The 18,128-nt window shown below is 64.4% G+C and carries 21 protein-coding genes; 8 read left to right on the forward strand and 13 right to left on the reverse strand.

Annotation, left to right across the window (positions count from 1 at the left end; translation table 11 throughout):
• Positions 1–9 precede the first annotated feature (9 nt).
• Positions 10–618, reverse strand: coding sequence for a hypothetical protein (locus CH293_RS24760; RefSeq protein ID WP_037112866.1), 609 nt, complete (start codon positions 616–618; stop codon positions 10–12).
• Complete coding sequence (gene miaB, locus CH293_RS24765) at positions 615–2,138, reverse strand: tRNA (N6-isopentenyl adenosine(37)-C2)-methylthiotransferase MiaB (protein ID WP_080733089.1); 1,524 nt, start codon at positions 2,136–2,138, stop codon at positions 615–617. The genes CH293_RS24760 and miaB overlap by 4 nt, the downstream gene beginning before the upstream one ends.
• A gap of 237 nt (positions 2,139–2,375) precedes the next feature.
• Here miaB and CH293_RS24770 point away from each other — a divergent pair, with 237 nt between their 5' ends.
• The 4 genes from CH293_RS24770 to CH293_RS24785 all read left to right on the forward strand — a co-directional run bounded on the left by CH293_RS24770 (position 2,376) and on the right by CH293_RS24785 (position 5,635).
• Complete coding sequence (locus tag CH293_RS24770; protein WP_170945372.1) at positions 2,376–3,104, forward strand: amino acid ABC transporter ATP-binding protein; 729 nt, start codon at positions 2,376–2,378, stop codon at positions 3,102–3,104.
• A gap of 62 nt (positions 3,105–3,166) precedes the next feature.
• Positions 3,167–3,994 carry a glutamate ABC transporter substrate-binding protein gene (locus CH293_RS24775; RefSeq protein ID WP_094721759.1) on the forward strand — a complete coding sequence of 276 codons (828 nt, stop codon included), beginning with the start codon at positions 3,167–3,169 and terminating at the stop codon, positions 3,992–3,994.
• A gap of 82 nt (positions 3,995–4,076) precedes the next feature.
• Positions 4,077–4,754 carry an amino acid ABC transporter permease gene (locus tag CH293_RS24780; RefSeq protein ID WP_094721760.1) on the forward strand — a complete coding sequence of 226 codons (678 nt, stop codon included), beginning with the start codon at positions 4,077–4,079 and terminating at the stop codon, positions 4,752–4,754.
• Complete coding sequence (locus CH293_RS24785; RefSeq protein ID WP_094721761.1) at positions 4,754–5,635, forward strand: amino acid ABC transporter permease; 882 nt, start codon at positions 4,754–4,756, stop codon at positions 5,633–5,635. The genes CH293_RS24780 and CH293_RS24785 overlap by 1 nt, the downstream gene beginning before the upstream one ends.
• Before the next feature lie 94 nt (positions 5,636–5,729).
• On the opposite strand, the gene CH293_RS24790 is transcribed toward CH293_RS24785, so the two are convergent.
• The 6 genes from CH293_RS24790 to CH293_RS24815 form a co-directional block, all read right to left on the reverse strand.
• On the reverse strand, positions 5,730–6,278 hold the full coding sequence (locus CH293_RS24790; protein WP_094721762.1) for a regulatory protein RecX: 549 nt from the start codon (positions 6,276–6,278) through the stop codon (positions 5,730–5,732).
• Between the two features lie 16 nt (positions 6,279–6,294).
• Positions 6,295–7,329, reverse strand: a complete 1,035-nt coding sequence (recA, locus tag CH293_RS24795) for a recombinase RecA (protein ID WP_019664110.1) — start codon at positions 7,327–7,329, stop codon at positions 6,295–6,297.
• A 211-nt stretch (positions 7,330–7,540) separates the two neighbouring features.
• Positions 7,541–7,735, reverse strand: a complete 195-nt coding sequence (locus CH293_RS24800; protein ID WP_019664112.1) for a DUF3046 domain-containing protein — start codon at positions 7,733–7,735, stop codon at positions 7,541–7,543.
• 23 nt (positions 7,736–7,758) lie between these two features.
• Positions 7,759–8,907, reverse strand: coding sequence for a glycosyltransferase (locus tag CH293_RS24805; protein WP_176460114.1), 1,149 nt, complete (start codon positions 8,905–8,907; stop codon positions 7,759–7,761).
• A gap of 42 nt (positions 8,908–8,949) precedes the next feature.
• A complete protein-coding gene (locus tag CH293_RS24810) occupies positions 8,950–10,536 on the reverse strand; it encodes a glycerol-3-phosphate dehydrogenase/oxidase (RefSeq protein ID WP_094721764.1) in 1,587 nt (528 codons plus the stop codon).
• Positions 10,533–11,141 carry a TetR/AcrR family transcriptional regulator gene (locus CH293_RS24815; protein ID WP_037113342.1) on the reverse strand — a complete coding sequence of 203 codons (609 nt, stop codon included), beginning with the start codon at positions 11,139–11,141 and terminating at the stop codon, positions 10,533–10,535. Before CH293_RS24815 ends, CH293_RS24810 begins: the two co-directional genes overlap by 4 nt.
• A gap of 130 nt (positions 11,142–11,271) precedes the next feature.
• Between CH293_RS24815 and CH293_RS24820 the strand changes: the two genes are divergently transcribed.
• Together CH293_RS24820 and CH293_RS24825 are read left to right on the forward strand one after the other, a co-directional pair.
• Entirely contained in the window at positions 11,272–12,861 is a 1,590-nt protein-coding gene (locus tag CH293_RS24820) for an FAD-binding oxidoreductase (RefSeq protein ID WP_037112854.1), read from the forward strand.
• Complete coding sequence (locus CH293_RS24825) at positions 12,858–13,772, forward strand: diacylglycerol kinase (RefSeq protein WP_176460115.1); 915 nt, start codon at positions 12,858–12,860, stop codon at positions 13,770–13,772. Before CH293_RS24820 ends, CH293_RS24825 begins: the two co-directional genes overlap by 4 nt.
• Here the strand turns inward: CH293_RS24825 and CH293_RS28295 are convergent.
• The 5 genes from CH293_RS28295 to pgsA form a co-directional block, all read right to left on the reverse strand.
• Complete coding sequence (locus tag CH293_RS28295; RefSeq protein WP_176460116.1) at positions 13,726–13,899, reverse strand: hypothetical protein; 174 nt, start codon at positions 13,897–13,899, stop codon at positions 13,726–13,728. The genes CH293_RS24825 and CH293_RS28295 overlap by 47 nt on opposite strands.
• A 134-nt stretch (positions 13,900–14,033) precedes the next feature.
• Positions 14,034–14,825, reverse strand: a complete 792-nt coding sequence (locus tag CH293_RS24830; RefSeq protein WP_052059520.1) for a hypothetical protein — start codon at positions 14,823–14,825, stop codon at positions 14,034–14,036.
• 45 nt (positions 14,826–14,870) lie between these two features.
• The gene (locus CH293_RS24835; protein WP_037112851.1) at positions 14,871–15,689 is read right to left on the reverse strand and encodes a PspA/IM30 family protein; all 819 of its coding nucleotides are present in this window, start codon (positions 15,687–15,689) and stop codon (positions 14,871–14,873) included.
• Positions 15,690–15,853: 164 nt separating this feature from the next.
• On the reverse strand, positions 15,854–16,228 hold the full coding sequence (locus CH293_RS24840; RefSeq protein WP_037112849.1) for a helix-turn-helix domain-containing protein: 375 nt from the start codon (positions 16,226–16,228) through the stop codon (positions 15,854–15,856).
• Between the two features lie 222 nt (positions 16,229–16,450).
• Positions 16,451–17,071 (reverse strand): CDP-diacylglycerol--glycerol-3-phosphate 3-phosphatidyltransferase, encoded by a 621-nt coding sequence (pgsA, locus tag CH293_RS24845; RefSeq protein ID WP_037142456.1) that lies wholly within the window; start codon positions 17,069–17,071, stop codon positions 16,451–16,453.
• A gap of 116 nt (positions 17,072–17,187) precedes the next feature.
• Between pgsA and CH293_RS24850 the strand changes: the two genes are divergently transcribed.
• Together CH293_RS24850 and CH293_RS24855 are read left to right on the forward strand one after the other, a co-directional pair.
• Positions 17,188–17,772 (forward strand): amino-acid N-acetyltransferase, encoded by a 585-nt coding sequence (locus tag CH293_RS24850; RefSeq protein WP_230595699.1) that lies wholly within the window; start codon positions 17,188–17,190, stop codon positions 17,770–17,772.
• A gap of 43 nt (positions 17,773–17,815) precedes the next feature.
• Positions 17,816–18,097, forward strand: coding sequence for a YciI family protein (locus CH293_RS24855; protein ID WP_019664124.1), 282 nt, complete (start codon positions 17,816–17,818; stop codon positions 18,095–18,097).
• Positions 18,098–18,128 lie beyond the last annotated feature (31 nt).

Genomic DNA, 18,128 nt, shown 5'->3' on the forward strand with positions numbered 1-18,128 from the left:
TCCCCGCCGTCAGCGTTCGTAGTCGGTCGGACGCCCGAGGATGGGGCCGTCCCAGCGATTGCTTTGCTCCGCTTCGACCGATGCGGCGCGGCGGCGTTCCTGGGCGTCGAGCTGGGCGGTGGTTTTGTTCCAGACAGCCTTGAGCCAGTGGAACGTCAGGGCGACGACGAGTATCCATCCGAGGATGAGGCCGATTCCGGGGCCGCTGCCGACGGAGTCGGCGGGAAGGGTCTGACGGGACCAGATGGACAGCATGCCGAAGACCGACGCCACTCCGGATCCGGCCAGTGCGATCCAGGCGAGGGCCCAGATTCGGGTGACGAGTGCGAGGACGGACATGACGACGGCGAAGACGAGCACAAGCCAGACGTAGATCCGCGAGGGCAGTGCGATGGCGTCGGCGACGGCGGCACCGTTGCCGGACAGTACGTCGAATCCGTTGACGGCGCCGGTGTGGGGCAGGGCCAGCGACAGCAGCAGAAGCATCACCAGCGAGGCGACGACGACGGCGCGCACGCCCGGGTCTATCTCCGAGTCGATCTGCTTTTCGGCCCGGTCGTAGTCCGGTGCCCGGTAGTCGTCGGTCGCGTGCTCGGGGTTCTTGTCGGCGTCGGTCATAGTGCGCATCCTGTCGTGGCGGGCAACGGGGCGGGGGCACCGATGGACGGCAACCCCAATCCGACGCCGATGGGTGCCGTCTTCGGCACGGTTCCTCGTTCGTAGGCGTCGCCCGCGGCGGTCCGGCGGTGCGATGCGACGCCTGCGTCGGCGATGAGGTGATAGGGCGCGGCCGCGGTGATGGTGGTTGTCACCACGTCGCCCGGACGGATTGCGGCGAGCTGTTCGGGTTCGCCGCTGAAGTGCACCAACCGTCCGTCCCGTGCCCGGCCACTCTTGCGATGGGTGGCTGCGTTCTTGCGGCCTTCACCGGTCGCGACCAGGATCTCCACGTCGGTGCCGATCAGCGCTCGGTTCTCACCGAGGACGATCTCCTCCTGCAGTGCGATCAGGCGGTTGTATCGCTCCTGCACCACTTCCTTGGGGATCTGCCCGTCCATGTCCGCGGCCGGTGTGCCCGGCCTCTTGGAGTACTGGAAGGTGTAGGCGTTGGCGAACTTCGCCCGACGCATGACCTCGAGAGTCTGTTCGAAGTCCTCTTCGGTCTCGCCCGGAAATCCGACGATGATGTCGGTGGTGATCGCCGCGTGAGGCATTGCTGCACGCACCTTGTCGATGATTCCGAGGAACTTGCTCTGGCGGTAGGACCGGCGCATCGACTTGAGGATCCGGTCCGATCCGGACTGCAGCGGCATGTGCAGTGTCGGGCAGATATTCGATGTCGACGCCATCGCCTCGATGACGTCGTCCGTGAACTCGGCTGGGTGAGGTGAGGTGAACCGGACACGCTCCAGCCCGTCGATTGCTCCGCAGGCTTTCAGCAGAGCGGCGAACGCTCCGCGATCCCGGGGCAGTGCCGGATCGGCGAACGACGCGCCGTACGCGTTGACGTTCTGACCGAGCAGTGTGACTTCGAGGACGCCCTGGTCGACGAGGGCCTGGACTTCGGCGAGGATGTCCCCCGGCCGTCGATCGATTTCCTTGCCACGCAAGGCAGGCACGATGCAGAAAGTGCAGGTGTTGTTGCAGCCCACGGAGATCGAGACCCATCCCGCGTACGGGGATTCACGCTTCGCCGGAAGGGTCGACGGGAACGCCTCGAGCGATTCCAGGATCTCGACCTGGGCTTCGTCGTTGTGTCGTGCGCGCTCGAGGAGGACGGGGAGGGATCCGATGTTGTGGGTGCCGAACACCACATCGACCCAGGGAGCTTTCTTGACGACGGTGTCGCGGTCCTTCTGAGCGAGGCATCCACCGACCGCGATCTGCATCCGAGGGTTCCGCCCCTTGGCGGGCCGAAGCATTCCCAGGTTTCCGTAGAGCTTGTTGTCCGCGTTCTCGCGTACTGCGCACGTGTTGAAAACCACCAAGTCGGCGTCGGTGCCCGAGTCGGCCGGCACGTAGCCTGCCTCTTCGAGGAGTCCGGAGAGCCGCTCCGAGTCGTGCACGTTCATCTGGCAACCGTGCGTTCGTACCTCGTAGCTCCGAGCCTCGGACCGTGTAGCTTCTTCGTTCAACATCGACACACACCAGACTAACAGCGCCGTTCCTCGTGCTCTGCCACGCCGGCGTGCATCGGGCCATGTCACACGTCACTCGGCACCTGGGGCGATACCGACCATCAGTAAAGTTTCCATTACATAATCCGAATCAGCGGGTGAAAACCGGTGAAGACGAGCAAACTACGAATAGGGTTCTGCTCTATGACGCACGCCACCGACGCGCCGGCTTCCGGTGCTCTTGCCGATCGACCCCCCATGATCTCTCTGAAATCGGTAGACAAGCATTTCGGTGATCTGCACGTTCTCAAGGACATCAACCTCGAAGTTCCCGCCGGACAGGTCGTCATCGTTCTCGGACCGTCCGGCTCCGGAAAATCGACTCTGTGCCGGACGATCAACCGTCTCGAGCCCATCGACTCGGGAACCATCGAGGTCGACGGGTCCGTTCTCCCCGCCGAGGGGAAGGCTCTCGCCGCACTGCGCGCAGACGTAGGGATGGTTTTCCAATCCTTCAATCTGTTCGCACACAAGACGATCCTCGAAAACGTCATGCTCGCCCCGCAGAAAGTTCGCAAGCTCAAGAAGGACGAGGTGCGCAAGTCCGCGCAGGCACTCCTCGAACGTGTCGGAATCGCCAACCAGGCCGACAAGTATCCCGCTCAGCTCTCGGGCGGACAACAGCAGCGTGTGGCAATCGCACGGTCCCTCGCGATGAACCCCAAAGTGATGTTGTTCGACGAGCCGACCTCCGCACTCGACCCCGAGATGGTCAACGAGGTCCTCGACGTGATGACGTCGCTCGCGAAGGAAGGCATGACGATGCTCGTCGTCACACACGAGATGGGTTTCGCGCGCAAGGCCGGTGACCGAGTCATCTTCATGGCCGACGGGGCCGTCGTCGAGGACACCGACCCCGAGACGTTCTTCACCGCACCCGAATCCGATCGCGCCAAGGACTTCCTCGGCAAGATTCTCGGGCACTGACAGCCGGTCCACCCATACAGCACATACGGTTTCGCACTACCAACCTCTGGAGGAAAACAGTCGTGAAAATCAATCGCACGCTCCGCGTCGCAGCAGGAATCGCAGCGCTCGCCGTCGTGGCTACAGCGTGTGGCGGCAACGAAGAGCGCAGTGTGTCGTCGAGCGCCGAGGACGGCAACCTCATCGTCGGCATCAAGTACGACCAGCCGGGCCTCGGCCTGCGCAACCCCGACGGCACCTTCAGCGGCTTCGACGTCGAGGTCGCCAAGTACGTTGCCGGTCAACTGGGCGTGTCCGAGGAGAACATCGAGTTCAAGGAAGCTCCGTCTGCTCAGCGCGAGACGCTGATCCAGAACGGCGAGGTCGACTACGTCGTCGCCACGTACTCGATCACCGATACCCGCAAGGAGAAGGTCGGTTTCGCCGGACCGTACTTCGTTGCAGGACAGTCGCTGCTCGTCACGGACGCCAACACCGACATCACCGGTCCGGCATCGCTCGAGGGCAAGCGCCTGTGCTCGGTGTCCGGGTCCACCCCCGCACAGAACATCGCCGACGAGTACCCCGGCGTTCAACTGCAGAACTACGACACCTACTCCGCCTGCGTCGAGGGTCTGCGCAACGGTGCGATCGACGCCGTCACCACCGACGACATCATTCTCGCCGGTTACGCTGCCCAGTACCCGGGTGAGCTGAAGGTCGTCGGCGAGCCGTTCACGACGGAGAACTACGGCATCGGCCTGGCCAAGGATGACACCGAAGGCCGCAACCAGATCAACGACGCCATCGAAGAGATGATCTCGAGCGGCGCATGGGAGCAGGCGTTCAACGACACCGTCGGTGCGTCGGGGTACACGCTCCCGGCCGAGCCCACCGTCGACCGCTACTGACGCACCACCCGTCTGCGGGTGCATCCGATTCTTCGGATGCACCCGCAGTCGAGTCCGCTCCAGCCGATTGGACACCCCTACCTTGAACCTATTGAGCAAGTACGGCGATCAACTCGTCGACGCGTTCATCATGACGATCAAACTGACGGTTCTGTCCGCGATCGGCGCCCTCATCCTCGGCACGATCATCGCCGCGATGCGCGTGTCACCGATCCCCATCGCGCGCGCCATCGCGACCGGCTACGTCACCATCTTCCGCAACACGCCTCTGACACTGATCATCCTGTTCACGTCCTTCGGGCTTTATCAGACCCTGGGCGTTGCATTGGCTCCGCAGGAATCGACCACGTTCCTCGTAGACAACAACTTCCGCCTGGCTGTGCTTGGTCTGAGCGTCTACACGGCGTCGTTCGTCGCGGAATCGCTTCGGTCCGGCATCAACACCGTCCCGGTCGGGCAGGCCGAAGCCGGCCGTTCCCTGGGCATGACGTTCACCCAGAACATCACGATCATCGTTCTACCCCAGGCATTTCGCGCGGTGATCGGCCCGCTGGGCAGCGTGTTGATCGCGTTGACCAAGAACACCACCATCGCGTCGGTCATCGGAGTCGCAGAGGCGTCGTTGTTGATGAAGACGATGATCGAGAACGAGGCCGCCATCTTCGTCGTCGGTGGAATCTTTGCCCTCGGGTTCGTCGTCCTGACGCTCCCGACCGGACTGCTGTTCGGCTACCTCAGCAAGCGATTGGCGGTGAAGTGATGAGCGACGCCGTAGCCGTTCTCTACGATGTTCCCGGCCCCAAGGCCAAACTCCGGTACCGAATTCTGTCCGGTGTCGTCCTACTGATCTCGCTGGGCATCGCCTACCTGATCTATCTCGCGCTCGATTCCAAAGGTCAGCTCACCGCGGACAAGTGGGACCCGTTCCTCGAATCCACCACGTGGACGACCTACCTGTTACCGGGCATCCAAGGGACGCTCGTAGCCGCGGCGCTGTCGATCGTGTTCGCATTGATCCTCGGCGCGGTTCTCGGCATCGGCCGGCTCTCCGATCACCGTTCGATACGCGTGATCAGCGGCGTCATCGTCGAGCTGTTCCGCGCCGTGCCCGTACTGATCCTGATGATCTTCCTGTACGCGGTGTATGCCGAGTACGAAGTCTTCAAGGTCAAATACCTGGCACTGGCCGCCGTGGTCACGGGCCTGACTCTGTACAACGGATCCGTCATCGCGGAAATCGTTCGTGCAGGCGTGAACTCGCTGCCGAAGGGTCAAACCGAAGCGGCGTCCGCCCTCGGCATGCGCAAGGGCCAGGTCATGAGTCTGATCCTGCTGCCGCAGGCGGTCACCGCGATGCTGCCCGCGATCATCTCCCAGATGGTCGTAGCGTTGAAGGACTCGGCTCTCGGCTACCTGATCGGGTACGTCGAAGTCGTCCGTGCCGGCCAGCAGGTGGGTGCGTTCTACGGCAACTACCTGCCGTCGCTGATCATCGTCGCGATCATCATGATCGTCATCAACTCGTTGCTGACGAAGCTCGCGACCGTGGTCGAGGGTCGGATGCGTCAGAAGAAGCGTAAGACCGGCGGTACCGTCGTACCGGCGGCCGACTTCGGCGGAGGGCCCACAGGCGCCGCCTGACCTCGCGTCGATCGGATACAAGACGAGGCCCGCAACACCATCGGTGTTGCGGGCCTCGTGTGTTCGACGGGATGTGCTGGTCACGGGTGGACGATCACCCGAGATCATCACCGTCGAAGTCTTCGGTTTCGGCTCCCAGACGGTCGAGCTGTTCCTTCACGACTGCAAATGCCATTCCCTGCGAGTAGCCGCGACGCGCGAGCATGCCGACGAGCCTGCGCACCACCTTGTCTCGCTCGGACCGCGCATCGGGACTCCCCGGCTCCGGAAGAGACAACGTCCGACACTTCTTCCGTACCAACTCACCGGCGCGTTCGCGCTCGTCTTCGGCGTCGATCTGATCGAGTGCGACGCGAGCAAGATCGTCGCTGACGCCTTTGGTACGCAGTTCCCGACTCAGGACGTGTTTGCCTTTGCCGGAATACGTGTGCCGGGAATGCACCCACTGCTCCGCGAACGCTGCGTCGTCGATCAATTTCGCTGTGGTCAACCTGTCCAGCACTGCCGTTGCGACGGCGGACGTGAATCCCTTTTTCGTCAAACGCGTTTCGAGTTCATGCCTGCTGCGTGCTCGGTCGGTCAGCAGCCGAAGGCAGACATCCTGTGCCTGCGCTTCGGTGCCACCACCGTCGCCTGAATCCACTGACAACTACCCAGACTTAGAACTCGACAGGTGCGGCTTCGTCGGTGGCCGTGACGTCGGCCCCGATCTGCAGCTTCTCCATGATCTTCTTCTCGATCTCGTCGCGGATGTCCGGGTTCTCGAGCATGAACTTCCGAGCATTTTCCTTGCCCTGGCCGAGCTGATCGCCGTCGTAGGTGAACCAGGAGCCCGACTTGCGAATGAACCCGTGCTCGACGCCCATGTCGATGAGCGAGCCTTCACGGCTGATGCCCTTGCCGTACAGAATGTCGAACTCTGCCTGCTTGAACGGAGGCGCAACCTTGTTCTTCACGATCTTCACACGCGTGCGGTTGCCGACTGCGTCGGTGCCGTCCTTCAACGTCTCGATACGGCGGACATCGAGGCGAACGGACGAATAGAACTTGAGTGCCTTACCGCCGGTGGTTGTCTCCGGGGAGCCGAACATGACGCCGATCTTCTCGCGCAGCTGGTTGATGAAGATGGCCGTGGTGCCGGAATTGCTGAGCGCACCGGTCATCTTTCGCAGCGCCTGGCTCATGAGACGAGCCTGGAGACCGACGTGACTGTCTCCCATCTCGCCTTCGATCTCGGCGCGCGGCACGAGCGCAGCGACCGAGTCGATGACCAGGATGTCGAGCGCACCCGAGCGGATCAGCATGTCCGCGATCTCGAGCGCCTGCTCACCGGTGTCCGGCTGCGAGACCAACAGTGCGTCGGTGTCGACGCCCAGCTTCTGAGCGTAGTCCGGATCCAGTGCGTGCTCGGCGTCGATGAACGCGGCGATTCCGCCGTTGCGCTGCGCATTGGCGACTGCGTGCAGTGCCACGGTGGTCTTACCCGAGGATTCCGGACCGTAGATCTCGACGACTCGGCCACGCGGCAGTCCACCGATGCCGAGCGCTACATCCAGGGCGATCGACCCGGTGGGGATGACGGCGATCGGCTGACGAACCTCGTCACCGAGCCGCATCACCGATCCCTTGCCGAAGTTCTTGTCGATCTGCGCTAGTGCGAGATCGAGCGCTTTGTCGCGATCGTATGCAGGCATCGTGATCTCCTTGAGTGGTCTGTATCCGTGTGGTCTGTATCGGTGCGGTCTGTCAGCGTGGTTCGTAGTTCAGCGTGTTGTCGGTAACCGTAGAGCCGCCCACCGACACGTTCGATCCAGCCGCACTCGACGAGCCCAACCGAATGACACCCAGCATAGGCGAACACGTGTTCGATTGCGTCATCCGACACGCGGAAAGGGCCGAGAATTGTCACCAGCGACTACGCGGCACGTCGAACTCCTTGCACAGCGCGCGCCAGACCTCACGCGGATCGACCCCGGCCTCTATCGCCTCGGCGCCGGTGAGCCCGTCGATACCGGTGATGACGTGATCGACCAGGATCGAGTCACCCCGAATCTGGCCGAACTCCTCGACGAGCAGTTCACGGAATTCAGTCAATCGCACCGTACAACCGTACCGAAACGGTGTCAGGCGAGAGCAGCGCGGCACACCTCGACCGCATCCTCGACGTCGTGTGCTCCTGCCGCGGCGTCAGCAGCAGCGCGGGCGTAGGACGGGCCCTCCAACACTGCCCGCACGGCGGATCCGATCGACTCCGGGGTCGGCGGACGAACCACGATAGCGCTTCCCTGCCGCTCGGCGCGGTTGGCCAGCTCCCACTGATCCCCGCCGCCGGGGACCGCGACCACCGGAACACCGTGGATCAGAGCCTTCGACAGGAGACCGTGCCCACTACCGCACACCACGACGTCTGCTGCGCGCAACAGCGCGTCCTGACGCCCGAGACCAGCTACGGCCCACGTCGGCAACGACGACGGAGGGTCGTCGAGTATCGACGCCACCACGCGCGTACCGCTGCCCTGCATTCCTTCCAGTGTCATCTCGAGCATTCCCGCCGCCCCGGTGAACGCCGTCGACGGCGCCACCATCACGACCGGGCCGTCGCCGGGCGGGAGTTCGAGAATCTCGTTCGTCGGCTCCCAGTGCAGAGGACCCACGACATGCGCCTCCGACGGCCAATCCGGCCTCGGGACTTCGAGGGCGGGAATCGTCGCGATCAGCCTGGCCGTCGGACCCGGGTCCTCGGAGGGAAGCCCGATCCCGATCCGTGCCGCACTGCGTTGCGCTTTGCCCTGGGCGATGGATCGTCCGGTCGCGGCGCGCATCATCCGATCACGAAGCCTGCCGCGGAATCCGACGCCACACGCAAGACCACTTCCGATGGGAGGCAACCCTTTCGACGGCGTGTACAACGGGTGAGGCGAGAGCTCCACCCAGGGAACGCCGAGTTTCTCGGCCGCCATACCGCCTCCGGCAGTCAGTATGTCGGAGACGACGAGATCGGCCGATACAGACCGAAGATCCGGAAGAAACTCCGTCGCGACGAATGCTGCGCGCGAGTGAATTCGCTGGCCCGCATCCATGTCGTCGTCCTCGGGCCGTGGAGTGAGGCCCTCGAGCAACCGGGCGTCCACACCAGCTGCTCGCGCACCGTCGATCCACCTGGAACCGGTGAACAACACCGGCTCGTCCCCCGCCTCGACGAACTTCAGGCACAGTGCTATCGCCGGAAAAGCATGGCCTGGGTCGGGGCCTGCCACTACCGCTACGCGCACGGGTTCAGCGTGCCACAGTTGTTCACATACGCGTATCTGTGGTCACCGACGCGTGTGCAGGAACTGCACGAGGGCTCGCTCCGCGGAGTCCACGGCTCGCTCCCGGTCGACGTCCACGAGCCCGATCCTCGTGCGTCGGTCGAGCAGATCACCCACGGACCGAGCACCCTCGTACTGCACCGAGAAAGCCAACTCCGCCTCGCAGATGTCGATCCCTTCCGCAACCGGTGCCCACCCACCCGGCATCCGGTCCGCGAGTGCTCGGACGAGCATGGCGTCGGCTCCGAACCGTCGGACCACGGACTCCGGGGCGTCGATGGCATCGAGGGTCTGCTGCGTCGCGGCCCCCACGAGCGGAATCGATGCCGTGCGTGAAGGTCCGAGTGTCTCATCGAGAGCCGTCGCCACCACGTCGACGGCCTGCTCGGCCATCAATCGGTACGTCGTCAGCTTGCCGCCCACCACACCGATGGGTCCGGCACCGTCGTCGAGCACGGCGTGCCGACGGGACAGGTCGGCCGAAGCTCCATCACCAGCGGCCAGCAACGGACGAAGACCAGCGAAGGTTCCGATGACGTCGGAGCGCGTCGGCGCCGGGTCGACGACGGTTGCGAGAACTGCGAGCAGGAAGTCCACCTCCGCGTCCGAGGCGACGGGGACATCCGGTACCGGACCCGAGGTCGCCTCGTCGGTCAATCCGACGTACACGCGGCCGAGCGGCGCTGGAAGTGCGAACACGAAGCGGTTGCGCTCACCGGGTATCGGGATGGTGAGCGAACAATTCAGCCCGCCGAACGTCGCATCGTCGAAGACGAGGTGCGTCCCGCGGCTGGGACGCAGGGTGATTCGGGGGTCGATTTCACCAGCCCACACCCCTGCGGAGTTGACGACGATCCGCGCCCTGATGCGAGTGTGCTCCCCGGACTCGGTGTCGGTGATCAGAGCCGACGTTCGGTCCACGTCGGATGCGCCCAGTCCGGTCAGGACGGAGGCGCCGTACGACGCGGCTGTACGCGCGATGGCCACGACGAGCCGGGCGTCGTCGACCAACTGCCCATCCCAGGATCGTGCGCCGCCGCGCAGTCCGCGACGCCGAACGGTGGGCGCGGCGTCGACCACGCTGCCCGCTCCGATGAGATCTGCGCGCGGCAGCAGCTCCGCGGACGTCCCGGCGGCCGCTCTGAGTGCGTCTCCTGCGGCCTGGCCGGCCCTCATCACGGCGGCATCGACCCGAGATATCGACTCGTGCAACGGAATGATCGTCGCGAGGCGCTTAACCAGATGTGGGGCTGTACGGGTCATCAGAATTCCGCGCTCCACCGCACTCTCGTGGGCGATCCCGACGTGGCCCGACGCCAGGTACCGCAGGCCGCCGTGCACCAGTTTGGAACTCCACCGACTCGTCCCGAATGCCAGATCGTGCTTCTCGACGAGAGCAACGCTCAGTCCGCGTGACGCCGCGTCGAGCGCAATGCCTGCACCGGTGACACCGCCACCCACGACCAGAACGTCGACAACGTCACCGCCCCAGAGCTTTTCGATATCGCGTTCACGTCGGGAGCCGTTCAGCGCCGAACTGCCCGAGGGGGCCGAACTGCCGGAGGGAGCCGAGCTGCCGGAGGGTCTCACGGACCAGCCGGGCGAAGGTACGCGTCGACGGCGTAGGAGACTTCCGCGATCAACTCGTCACCGGGAATGCGCTGCGCGACCATGTTCGCCGATTGGACTGCGGACTGGACCATGAGGAGAACGACGGTCGCCAGATGAATCGTGTTCCCGTGGCGGATCGACGAGTCCCGTTGCCCTGCAGCTACGACGGGCGCCAGCGCGTCGATGATCAGCGACTGGCTGGTGCCCAGCCGGTGGAGGATGTAGGTGGACAGGATGTCCGAGTCGGACTCGATGATCTTGACGAACAGAGGGTGTGAACGCACGTTGTCCGCCACATCGCGTGCCGCGGAGGACACCTGTGGTCGGACAGGAGCGTCGAGATCGAACGACGGCATTACCGAACCGATCTCACGTGTCAGCAACGACGACACGACGGCCCGTGTGTCCGCCCAGCGCCGGTAGACCGTCGGCCGGCTGACCCCGGCACGTCGAGCGATCTCGGCGAGAGTGGTGCGCCGGACACCGTGTTCGAGGATGCAGGAGCGCGCCGCGTCGAGTACCTGGTCTTCGACGGAGGACGAATCCTTCACGGCAGACGAGCCTGCAACGGACTGGTCACTCACTGTCGGCACCTCGCTCGGTGGCCTCGAGAACGAAATACCGAGACCGGGTTACAAATATGCAAGCTGTGTAACACTATAGATCATGCAGGAACATCCCCCGGTGGAGCTGCCCGGCGCGTCGCCCTCGACGATGGCCTGGGATGCGTGGGGAACCGCCGAGAACAAGCGCGTTCTGTCGACCGAGGTTCGAGACCTGCTGCAGTCCGCGCTGGGCATTTCCGGCGCACCGGATCGGTCCGAGCGGGAGGTCGCTCCGGTGCGACCGACTCGGTCGCGACTGACCGACGACCGACGCCGAGGTTTCGAGGACATCGTCGGTGCCGCATACGTTTCCACCGACGACGACGTTCGACTTCGGTATCTCGGCGGCAAGAGCACGACCGATCTGCTCGCCAGGCGCCGCGGCGGGGTGCAGCACGCACCGGACGCAGTCCTCTTCCCCGCGAATACACAGCAGCTGGAATCCCTTCTTCGGTACTGCAGCGACTTCGCAATCGCCGTCGTTCCGTTCGGCGGTGGCACCAGCGTCGTCGGCGGAGTCGACCCGGTCCGCGAATGGTTCGACACCGTCGTCACGGTCAGCACACGTCGACTCGACGCGCTGACACATCTCGATGTCGAATCTCGCACCGCAACGTTGCAGGCAGGAGTCACCGGCCCGGCAGCCGAGGAGATGCTCGGCCGTCACGGCCTGACCCTCGGTCATTTTCCGCAGTCGTTCGCCTTTGCCAGCATCGGAGGGTTCGCCGCGACACGGTCGTCGGGCCAGTCGTCCTCGGGATACGGGCGTTTCGACGACATGGTCGAGGCGATGACCGTCGTCACCCCGGTCGGTACGACCGTCTGCGGACGAGCGCCTGCGTCTGCGGCGGGACCGGACCTGCGTCAGATCTTCCTCGGTTCCGAGGGCACTCTGGGAATCGTGACGTCGGTGACCGTACGAGTCCGGCCGATCCCTCGTCACACCGAATACCGGTGTTGGCATTTTCCGGACTTCGCCTCCGGAGTCGAGGCACTGCGAGAGCTGTCCGTGGCGACGGGCAGGCCGACGGTCGTGAGGCTGTCGGACGAAGCCGAATCCGCCATCGACGCCGCCCTGTCGGGCCGGGCCGGTCCAGACGGTGAGCAGGGCGGCTGCACCGTCGTGGCGACGTTCGACAGCCCGGACGGCGACGACTCGGCGATCGACGCTGCAACGGCCGCCGACGCGGTGGTGCTCGCCTCCGGCGGGCATGTGACGGACGCCGAGGGTGCAAGGAGATGGGAAGAGAAGCGGTTCGATTCGCCGTACCTACGTGATGCGCTGCTCGACGCAGGTGCCCTGGCCGAGACTCTCGAAACAGCAACGAGTTGGTCGAATCTGAGCACGGTACGCACCCGGGTCACCACCGCTCTCGTCGAGGCGCTCACCGGGCTCGGCACTCCTCCGATCGTGATGTGTCATGTGTCGCATCTGTACGCCACCGGTGCGTCGCTTTACTTCACAGTGGTCTGCGCGGCAGCACCCGACGCGTCGGCGCAGTGGACGACCGCCAAGCGTGCGGCGACCGAAGCCATCGTCGACAGTGGAGCGACTGTCACACACCACCACGCCGTGGGCCGCGACCACCGATCGTGGATGCCCGACGAAATCGGACCCGTCGGGTCCGCAGTCCTTCGAGCCGTGAAGGGCGCGGTCGATCCCGCGGGAATTCTGAATCCTGGCAAACTGATTCCGTGACTGTCACGGTTCTGACGAACCCCACTGCGGGCCGCGGGCGCGGAGTCCGCGTGTCCACAGCTGTCGTTGCACGATTGCGCGAGCGAGGCGTCGACGTCGTCACCATCGAGGGCAGAACTCCGGGCGAGGCACTCGATCAGGCGAGGAGAGCGGTCCGCACCGGCACCGACTGTCTCGTGGCCGTCGGGGGCGACGGACTGGTCAACCTCGCTCTGCAAGCAGTCGCCACGACCACGACCCCGCTGGCTGTCGCCCCTGCCGGGACGGGCAACGACTTCGCTCGCCTCGTCGGAGTCCCACTGGACGACCCGGTGGCGGCGGCGGACATCGTCATCGACGATCGACGTCGGTCGCTCGACCTCGGGCGCGTGGGAAACAGGTGGTTCGCGACCGTCCTGTCGAGCGGATTCGACAGCCTGGTCACCGAACGCGCCAACAGAATGACGTGGCCCTCCGGCCCGTCGAAGTACAACATCGCAATGCTGTTGGAACTGAGCCGGTTTCGATGCATCCCGTACTCCATCGAGTTCGACGGGCAGTCGATGGACGTCGATGCGACGCTGGTGACCGTCGGCAACGGTCCTACCTATGGGGGCGGTATGGCAATCTGTCCGAGCGCCGATCCCGACGACGGACTGTTCGACGTGACCATCGTCAGGGCGTCCAGCCGCACTCGGTTGGTCCGGCTCTCCCCCACGCTGTACAAGGGCACGCACGTCGACCTCCCCGATGTCGAGACCTACCGCGCCTCGCGGGTGCACCTCAGTGCTCCCGGGATGATCGCGTACGCCGACGGTGAGAGGATCGCGCCGCTGCCGGTACGGATCGACTCGGTTCCCGGAGCCGTCACCGCCCTCGTGGGAACTACAGCTTGGTCAGATCGCGCTGGTCGCCCGCAGAGATCGACTTGACCAACCAGTAGATGCCGAACACGATTGCCGCCGCCACCGCCACCCAGAACAATCCCTTGATCACCGTGCCGAGAACGGCGAACGCGAGCCAGACCAGGACGATGATGCCGAGAACTTTCCAGAACATGTGATTCCCTTTCCTTGGTGTGCTTCCGATCCTGGCATGCCGCAGACGCGAAAACACCACTCCAGCAGGGAATTCAGGGGAAGATGGGGGAATACCCTTAAGTCTCGGAACGCACACCTGAGGACGCGGAAGACTCAGGAGTGCCGGCCTCTGATCGCCGCCAGTTCTGCCAGCGCACTGGCCCACCCTTCCAGACGATCGGTGGCGGAGAGCAACTCGGCCTTGCGTAGCTCCACCGCACTGCCTGGCAAGCCGCCCGGGCTCGTCAGACGTGCGGCCGCCGCGACGAGGTCCTCGAATTGGTCGACGCCCTTGTCCAACTCGACGGCTGCCGTCGCAATGGTGGGCGACAGGTGCGAGGCAGCCCGGGCGCTTCCGTCCGCCGCTCGTTCCAACGACGAGATGTCCGCGGCCATGTCGCGCAGCGTACGGGCGGCGGCGTCGGCGACGTCCGTGATGTCGGACACCTCTGCCGAGTCGACGAACTCGGACCGGGTCAGAATCCCCACGAGCTCGTACAGGCTGTTCTGTGCACCCACGAGTCGACGCACGGGTTCGTAGGCTGCCGAAGATCTGGGCGGCAACACGGCCTTACCAGGACGAGCAGCCGGGAGGGGCTCCGCTCGCAGACGTCGGTAGCGACCGAAGGCCATTACAGCCGGTACCGCAAGCAACGCCGCACCACCGCCTCCGGCGAACAACGTCCACTCGGGAGCCGAGGCGACGGCCAAACCCGCGGTCGACGCGGCGGTCGCACCGGACGCACTGCCCAGCCAGGTACCCCTTCGACGAGCTCGCTTGATCCGTCTGAGATGTTTCTGCCGAGGATCGTTCCACCGACCGACCGCGTCGACGGCGGACTCCACAGACCGCCGAGCCGTGTCGGTGGCTGCTCGCACCATCGAAACCGACTCGGAGACGGGCATGGCCGACCACTTTCGTGACCGGCCATGCTGTTCGTTCGACACGAGCTACTGGTTCTGTGCCGGGGGCTCGGGAGTGGCGTTCGAGGCCTTCTGGATCGACGGCTTGGGCGCCGCTGCGGAGTTACCCGAAGGAAGGGAGTCCCCTGCCATGGACGCGCGGATCTGCTCCAAACGGCTGTGACCGGCCATCTGCACCGACGCCTGCTGCACCTCCATCATGCGACCGGACACGGAATTCTGTGCGAGCTCGGCCGAACCGAGTGCGTCCGCGTAGCGTCGCTCGATCTTGTCTCGGACCGCATCGAGGCTGGGCGTGTTGCCCGGCGCCGACAGCGTGCTGTCCATGGATCGCAGCGACTCGCTGACCTTCTCCTGCATCTTGGCCTGCTCGAGCTGGCTGAGAAGCTTGGTGCGTTCGGCGACCTTGGCCTGCAGCGCCATGGCGTTCTGCTCGACGGCCTTCTTGGCCTGCGACGCTGCCTGCAGCGACTGATCGTGCAGGACCTTCAGGTCCTCGACGCCCTGCTCGGCCGTGACGAGCTGTGCGGCGAACGCTTCGGCGGCGTTGGTGTACTGCGTTGCCTTGTCCACGTCACCGGCTGCCGCAGCCTGATCGGCCAACGTGACCGCTTGACGGGCGTTCGCGTTCAGCTTCTCGACCTCGTCCAGCTGACGGCTCAACTTCATTTCCAGCTGACGCTGGTTGCCGATCACCGAAGCAGCTTGCTGGGACAGCGCCTGGTGCTGCCGCTGCGCGTCCTCGATGGCCTGCTGAATCTGAACCTTGGGGTCGGCCTTCTCGTCGATCTTGGAATTGAAGAGGGCCATCATGTACTTCCAGGCCTTGACGAAAGGATTAGCCATGGGTTGATCCTGCCTCCATATCGAGCGCCGGGTTCGCGCGTAGGGGGTCAGCTGAGGTGTACAGCGACCGTCGAAGAACTGCCAGTGACACGAGAATACTGGTCTGGTCGGTTTGTCGTGAGTGTCGTTTCCACCCTAGCGGTACGAGGGCTCATGTCTGCCGATCAGGCAGCGGCTAGAGCCCGCGCGGGCGCAGGAATGACAACACGAGTGTCGTCGGCGATACGAGGCGACACCGCGTCCACGTCGGTAGCCGCGTCCGCACCTACAGCAGCATCTGCGTCGGCAGCACGGGCAGCCAGCGTCGATTCCGACAGCGACTCACTGACGTCGCTCATGACGTCGGCAAGGGGGACGGCCAATGCGTCGCAGATCGCGTTGAGCAGCTCGCTCGACGCTTCCTTGCGGCCACGCTCGACCTCGGAGAGGTAACCGAGACTCACCCGTGCAGTGTTGGAGACCTCGCGCAGGGTCCGGCTTTGCGCAACGCGAGTGCGCCGCAGACTGTCGCCGAGTGCTTCACGCAATAGCAGCGCCATCTCGCTCCTCCTCGTTCTTCGTCATCTGTGGTTCTTCGTCATCTGTGGTTCTTGTTCATCTGTACGTACGGGACGTTCATCTTCAGCTACAACGAAGGACCGTGCGCGATTGGTTCCCGACCCTATACGGCCGTGTTCTCGATTACCCGCCGAAGCGACATCGACACACCTTTTCCGACCGTATTTCGGGTCAGGTCTTGTCCTCCCGGTGCAGCGGGTGGGTCATGACGTGACGCCACGCCGAAGCCGGATTGCCTGGACGATGTAATCGATGCCCGTGTACACGGTGAGCACGACGGCGGCGCCCATCAGAGTCACCGACACGAAGCGCACGTCGTCCGGGAGGGGGAACAGATAGAACCCGATCGCAAAGCTCTGCACCAGAGTCTTGATCTTGCCGCCCCGTCCCGCCGGGATGACGCCGTGACGGATCACGATGAACCGGACAAGGGTGATCCCGATTTCGCGAGCTGCGATCACGATGGTCACCCACCAGGGAAGGTCGCCCAGAATCGAGAGCCCGATGAGGGCTGCGCCGATCAGAGCCTTGTCCGCGATGGGGTCGGCCATCTTGCCGAAATCGGTGACGAGCCCGTACTTGCGCGCCAATTGTCCGTCGATCCGATCGGTGATGGCGGCTACCGCGAATACGACGGTTGCCGCGATTCGCCACGTCGTGTCGTGACCGTCGCCGGCGAACAGGACGACCAGGAACACAGGAACGAGCGCAATGCGGAGAACAGTGAGGACGTTGGCGATGTTGAGGATCGGGACGACCTCGGTACTGCCGGTCGCAGAATTGCCGTGGGGCAACTGCGGCGTCGGTGGTACGCGTTCGGTCATGCCGTACCGATCCGTAGGTGTACGTGTCGGCACAGGTGTCCCGGTAGTGCGGCGGCAAGTTCGGAGACGGACACACCAGAAGAATATCTGCTCGTGTGTTGGCTACTGTTCACCACATGACTTCTGCGCCGAACCGGGCGAGTCGAGACGATCTCGACACCTCCTCGGACCCAGCCTCGAACACCGGACAGTCTTCCCGCGGAGGCGACGATCTGGTGATTCGACGAGCACGGACGTCCGACATCCCGGAGATCAAGCGACTGATCGACATCTACGCAGGCAAGATCCTCCTCGAGAAGAATCTGGTGACCTTGTACGAGGCAGTCCAGGAATTCTGGGTCGCGGAACGCGCAGGAACTGTCATCGGTTGCGGCGCCTTGCACGTGTTGTGGGCCGATCTCGGCGAAGTACGTACGGTCGCGGTCGACCCGTCGGCCAAGGGACACGGTGCGGGCCGCCTGATCGTGGACAAGCTCGTCCAGGTCGCTCGCGACCTGTCGTTGCAACGTCTGTTCGTCCTGACCTTCGAGACCGACTTCTTCGCCCGACACGGGTTCGTCGAGATCGACGGCACGCCCGTCACCGCGGAGGTGTACGCCGAGATGTGCAGGTCCTACGACACCGGTGTCGCGGAGTTCCTCGACCTCAGCTATGTGAAGCCCAACACACTGGGCAACACCCGGATGCTGCTGTCGCTCTGACAGGATTTCATCGTCCCGCAGTTCGAAGACGAAGGAATCTCACATGGCACTGTTCGCCGTCCACTACACCTATTCGCCCAGCACCACCGACGGCCGCGACACCCACCGCGCGACGCATCGCGCCTGGCTCGCCGATCTGCTCGAGCAGAACGTGCTGGTGTCGTCCGGTCCGTACGTCGACGGTAGCGGCGCGCTGATCATCGTCGAGGGAACCGACACCGCGTCGGTGGCCACGCTGTTCGAGCAGGATCCGTTCGCCGTGGAGAATCTCGTCGAGACGTCCACGATCGTCGAGTGGAAGCCGGTCATGGGCGCCCTGTCCTGACACCGCGTCAGGACCCCGCTCGGTGACGCGC

The organism is Rhodococcus sp. 14-2470-1b, assembly GCF_002259415.1.
Lineage (GTDB): Bacteria > Actinomycetota > Actinomycetes > Mycobacteriales > Mycobacteriaceae > Rhodococcoides.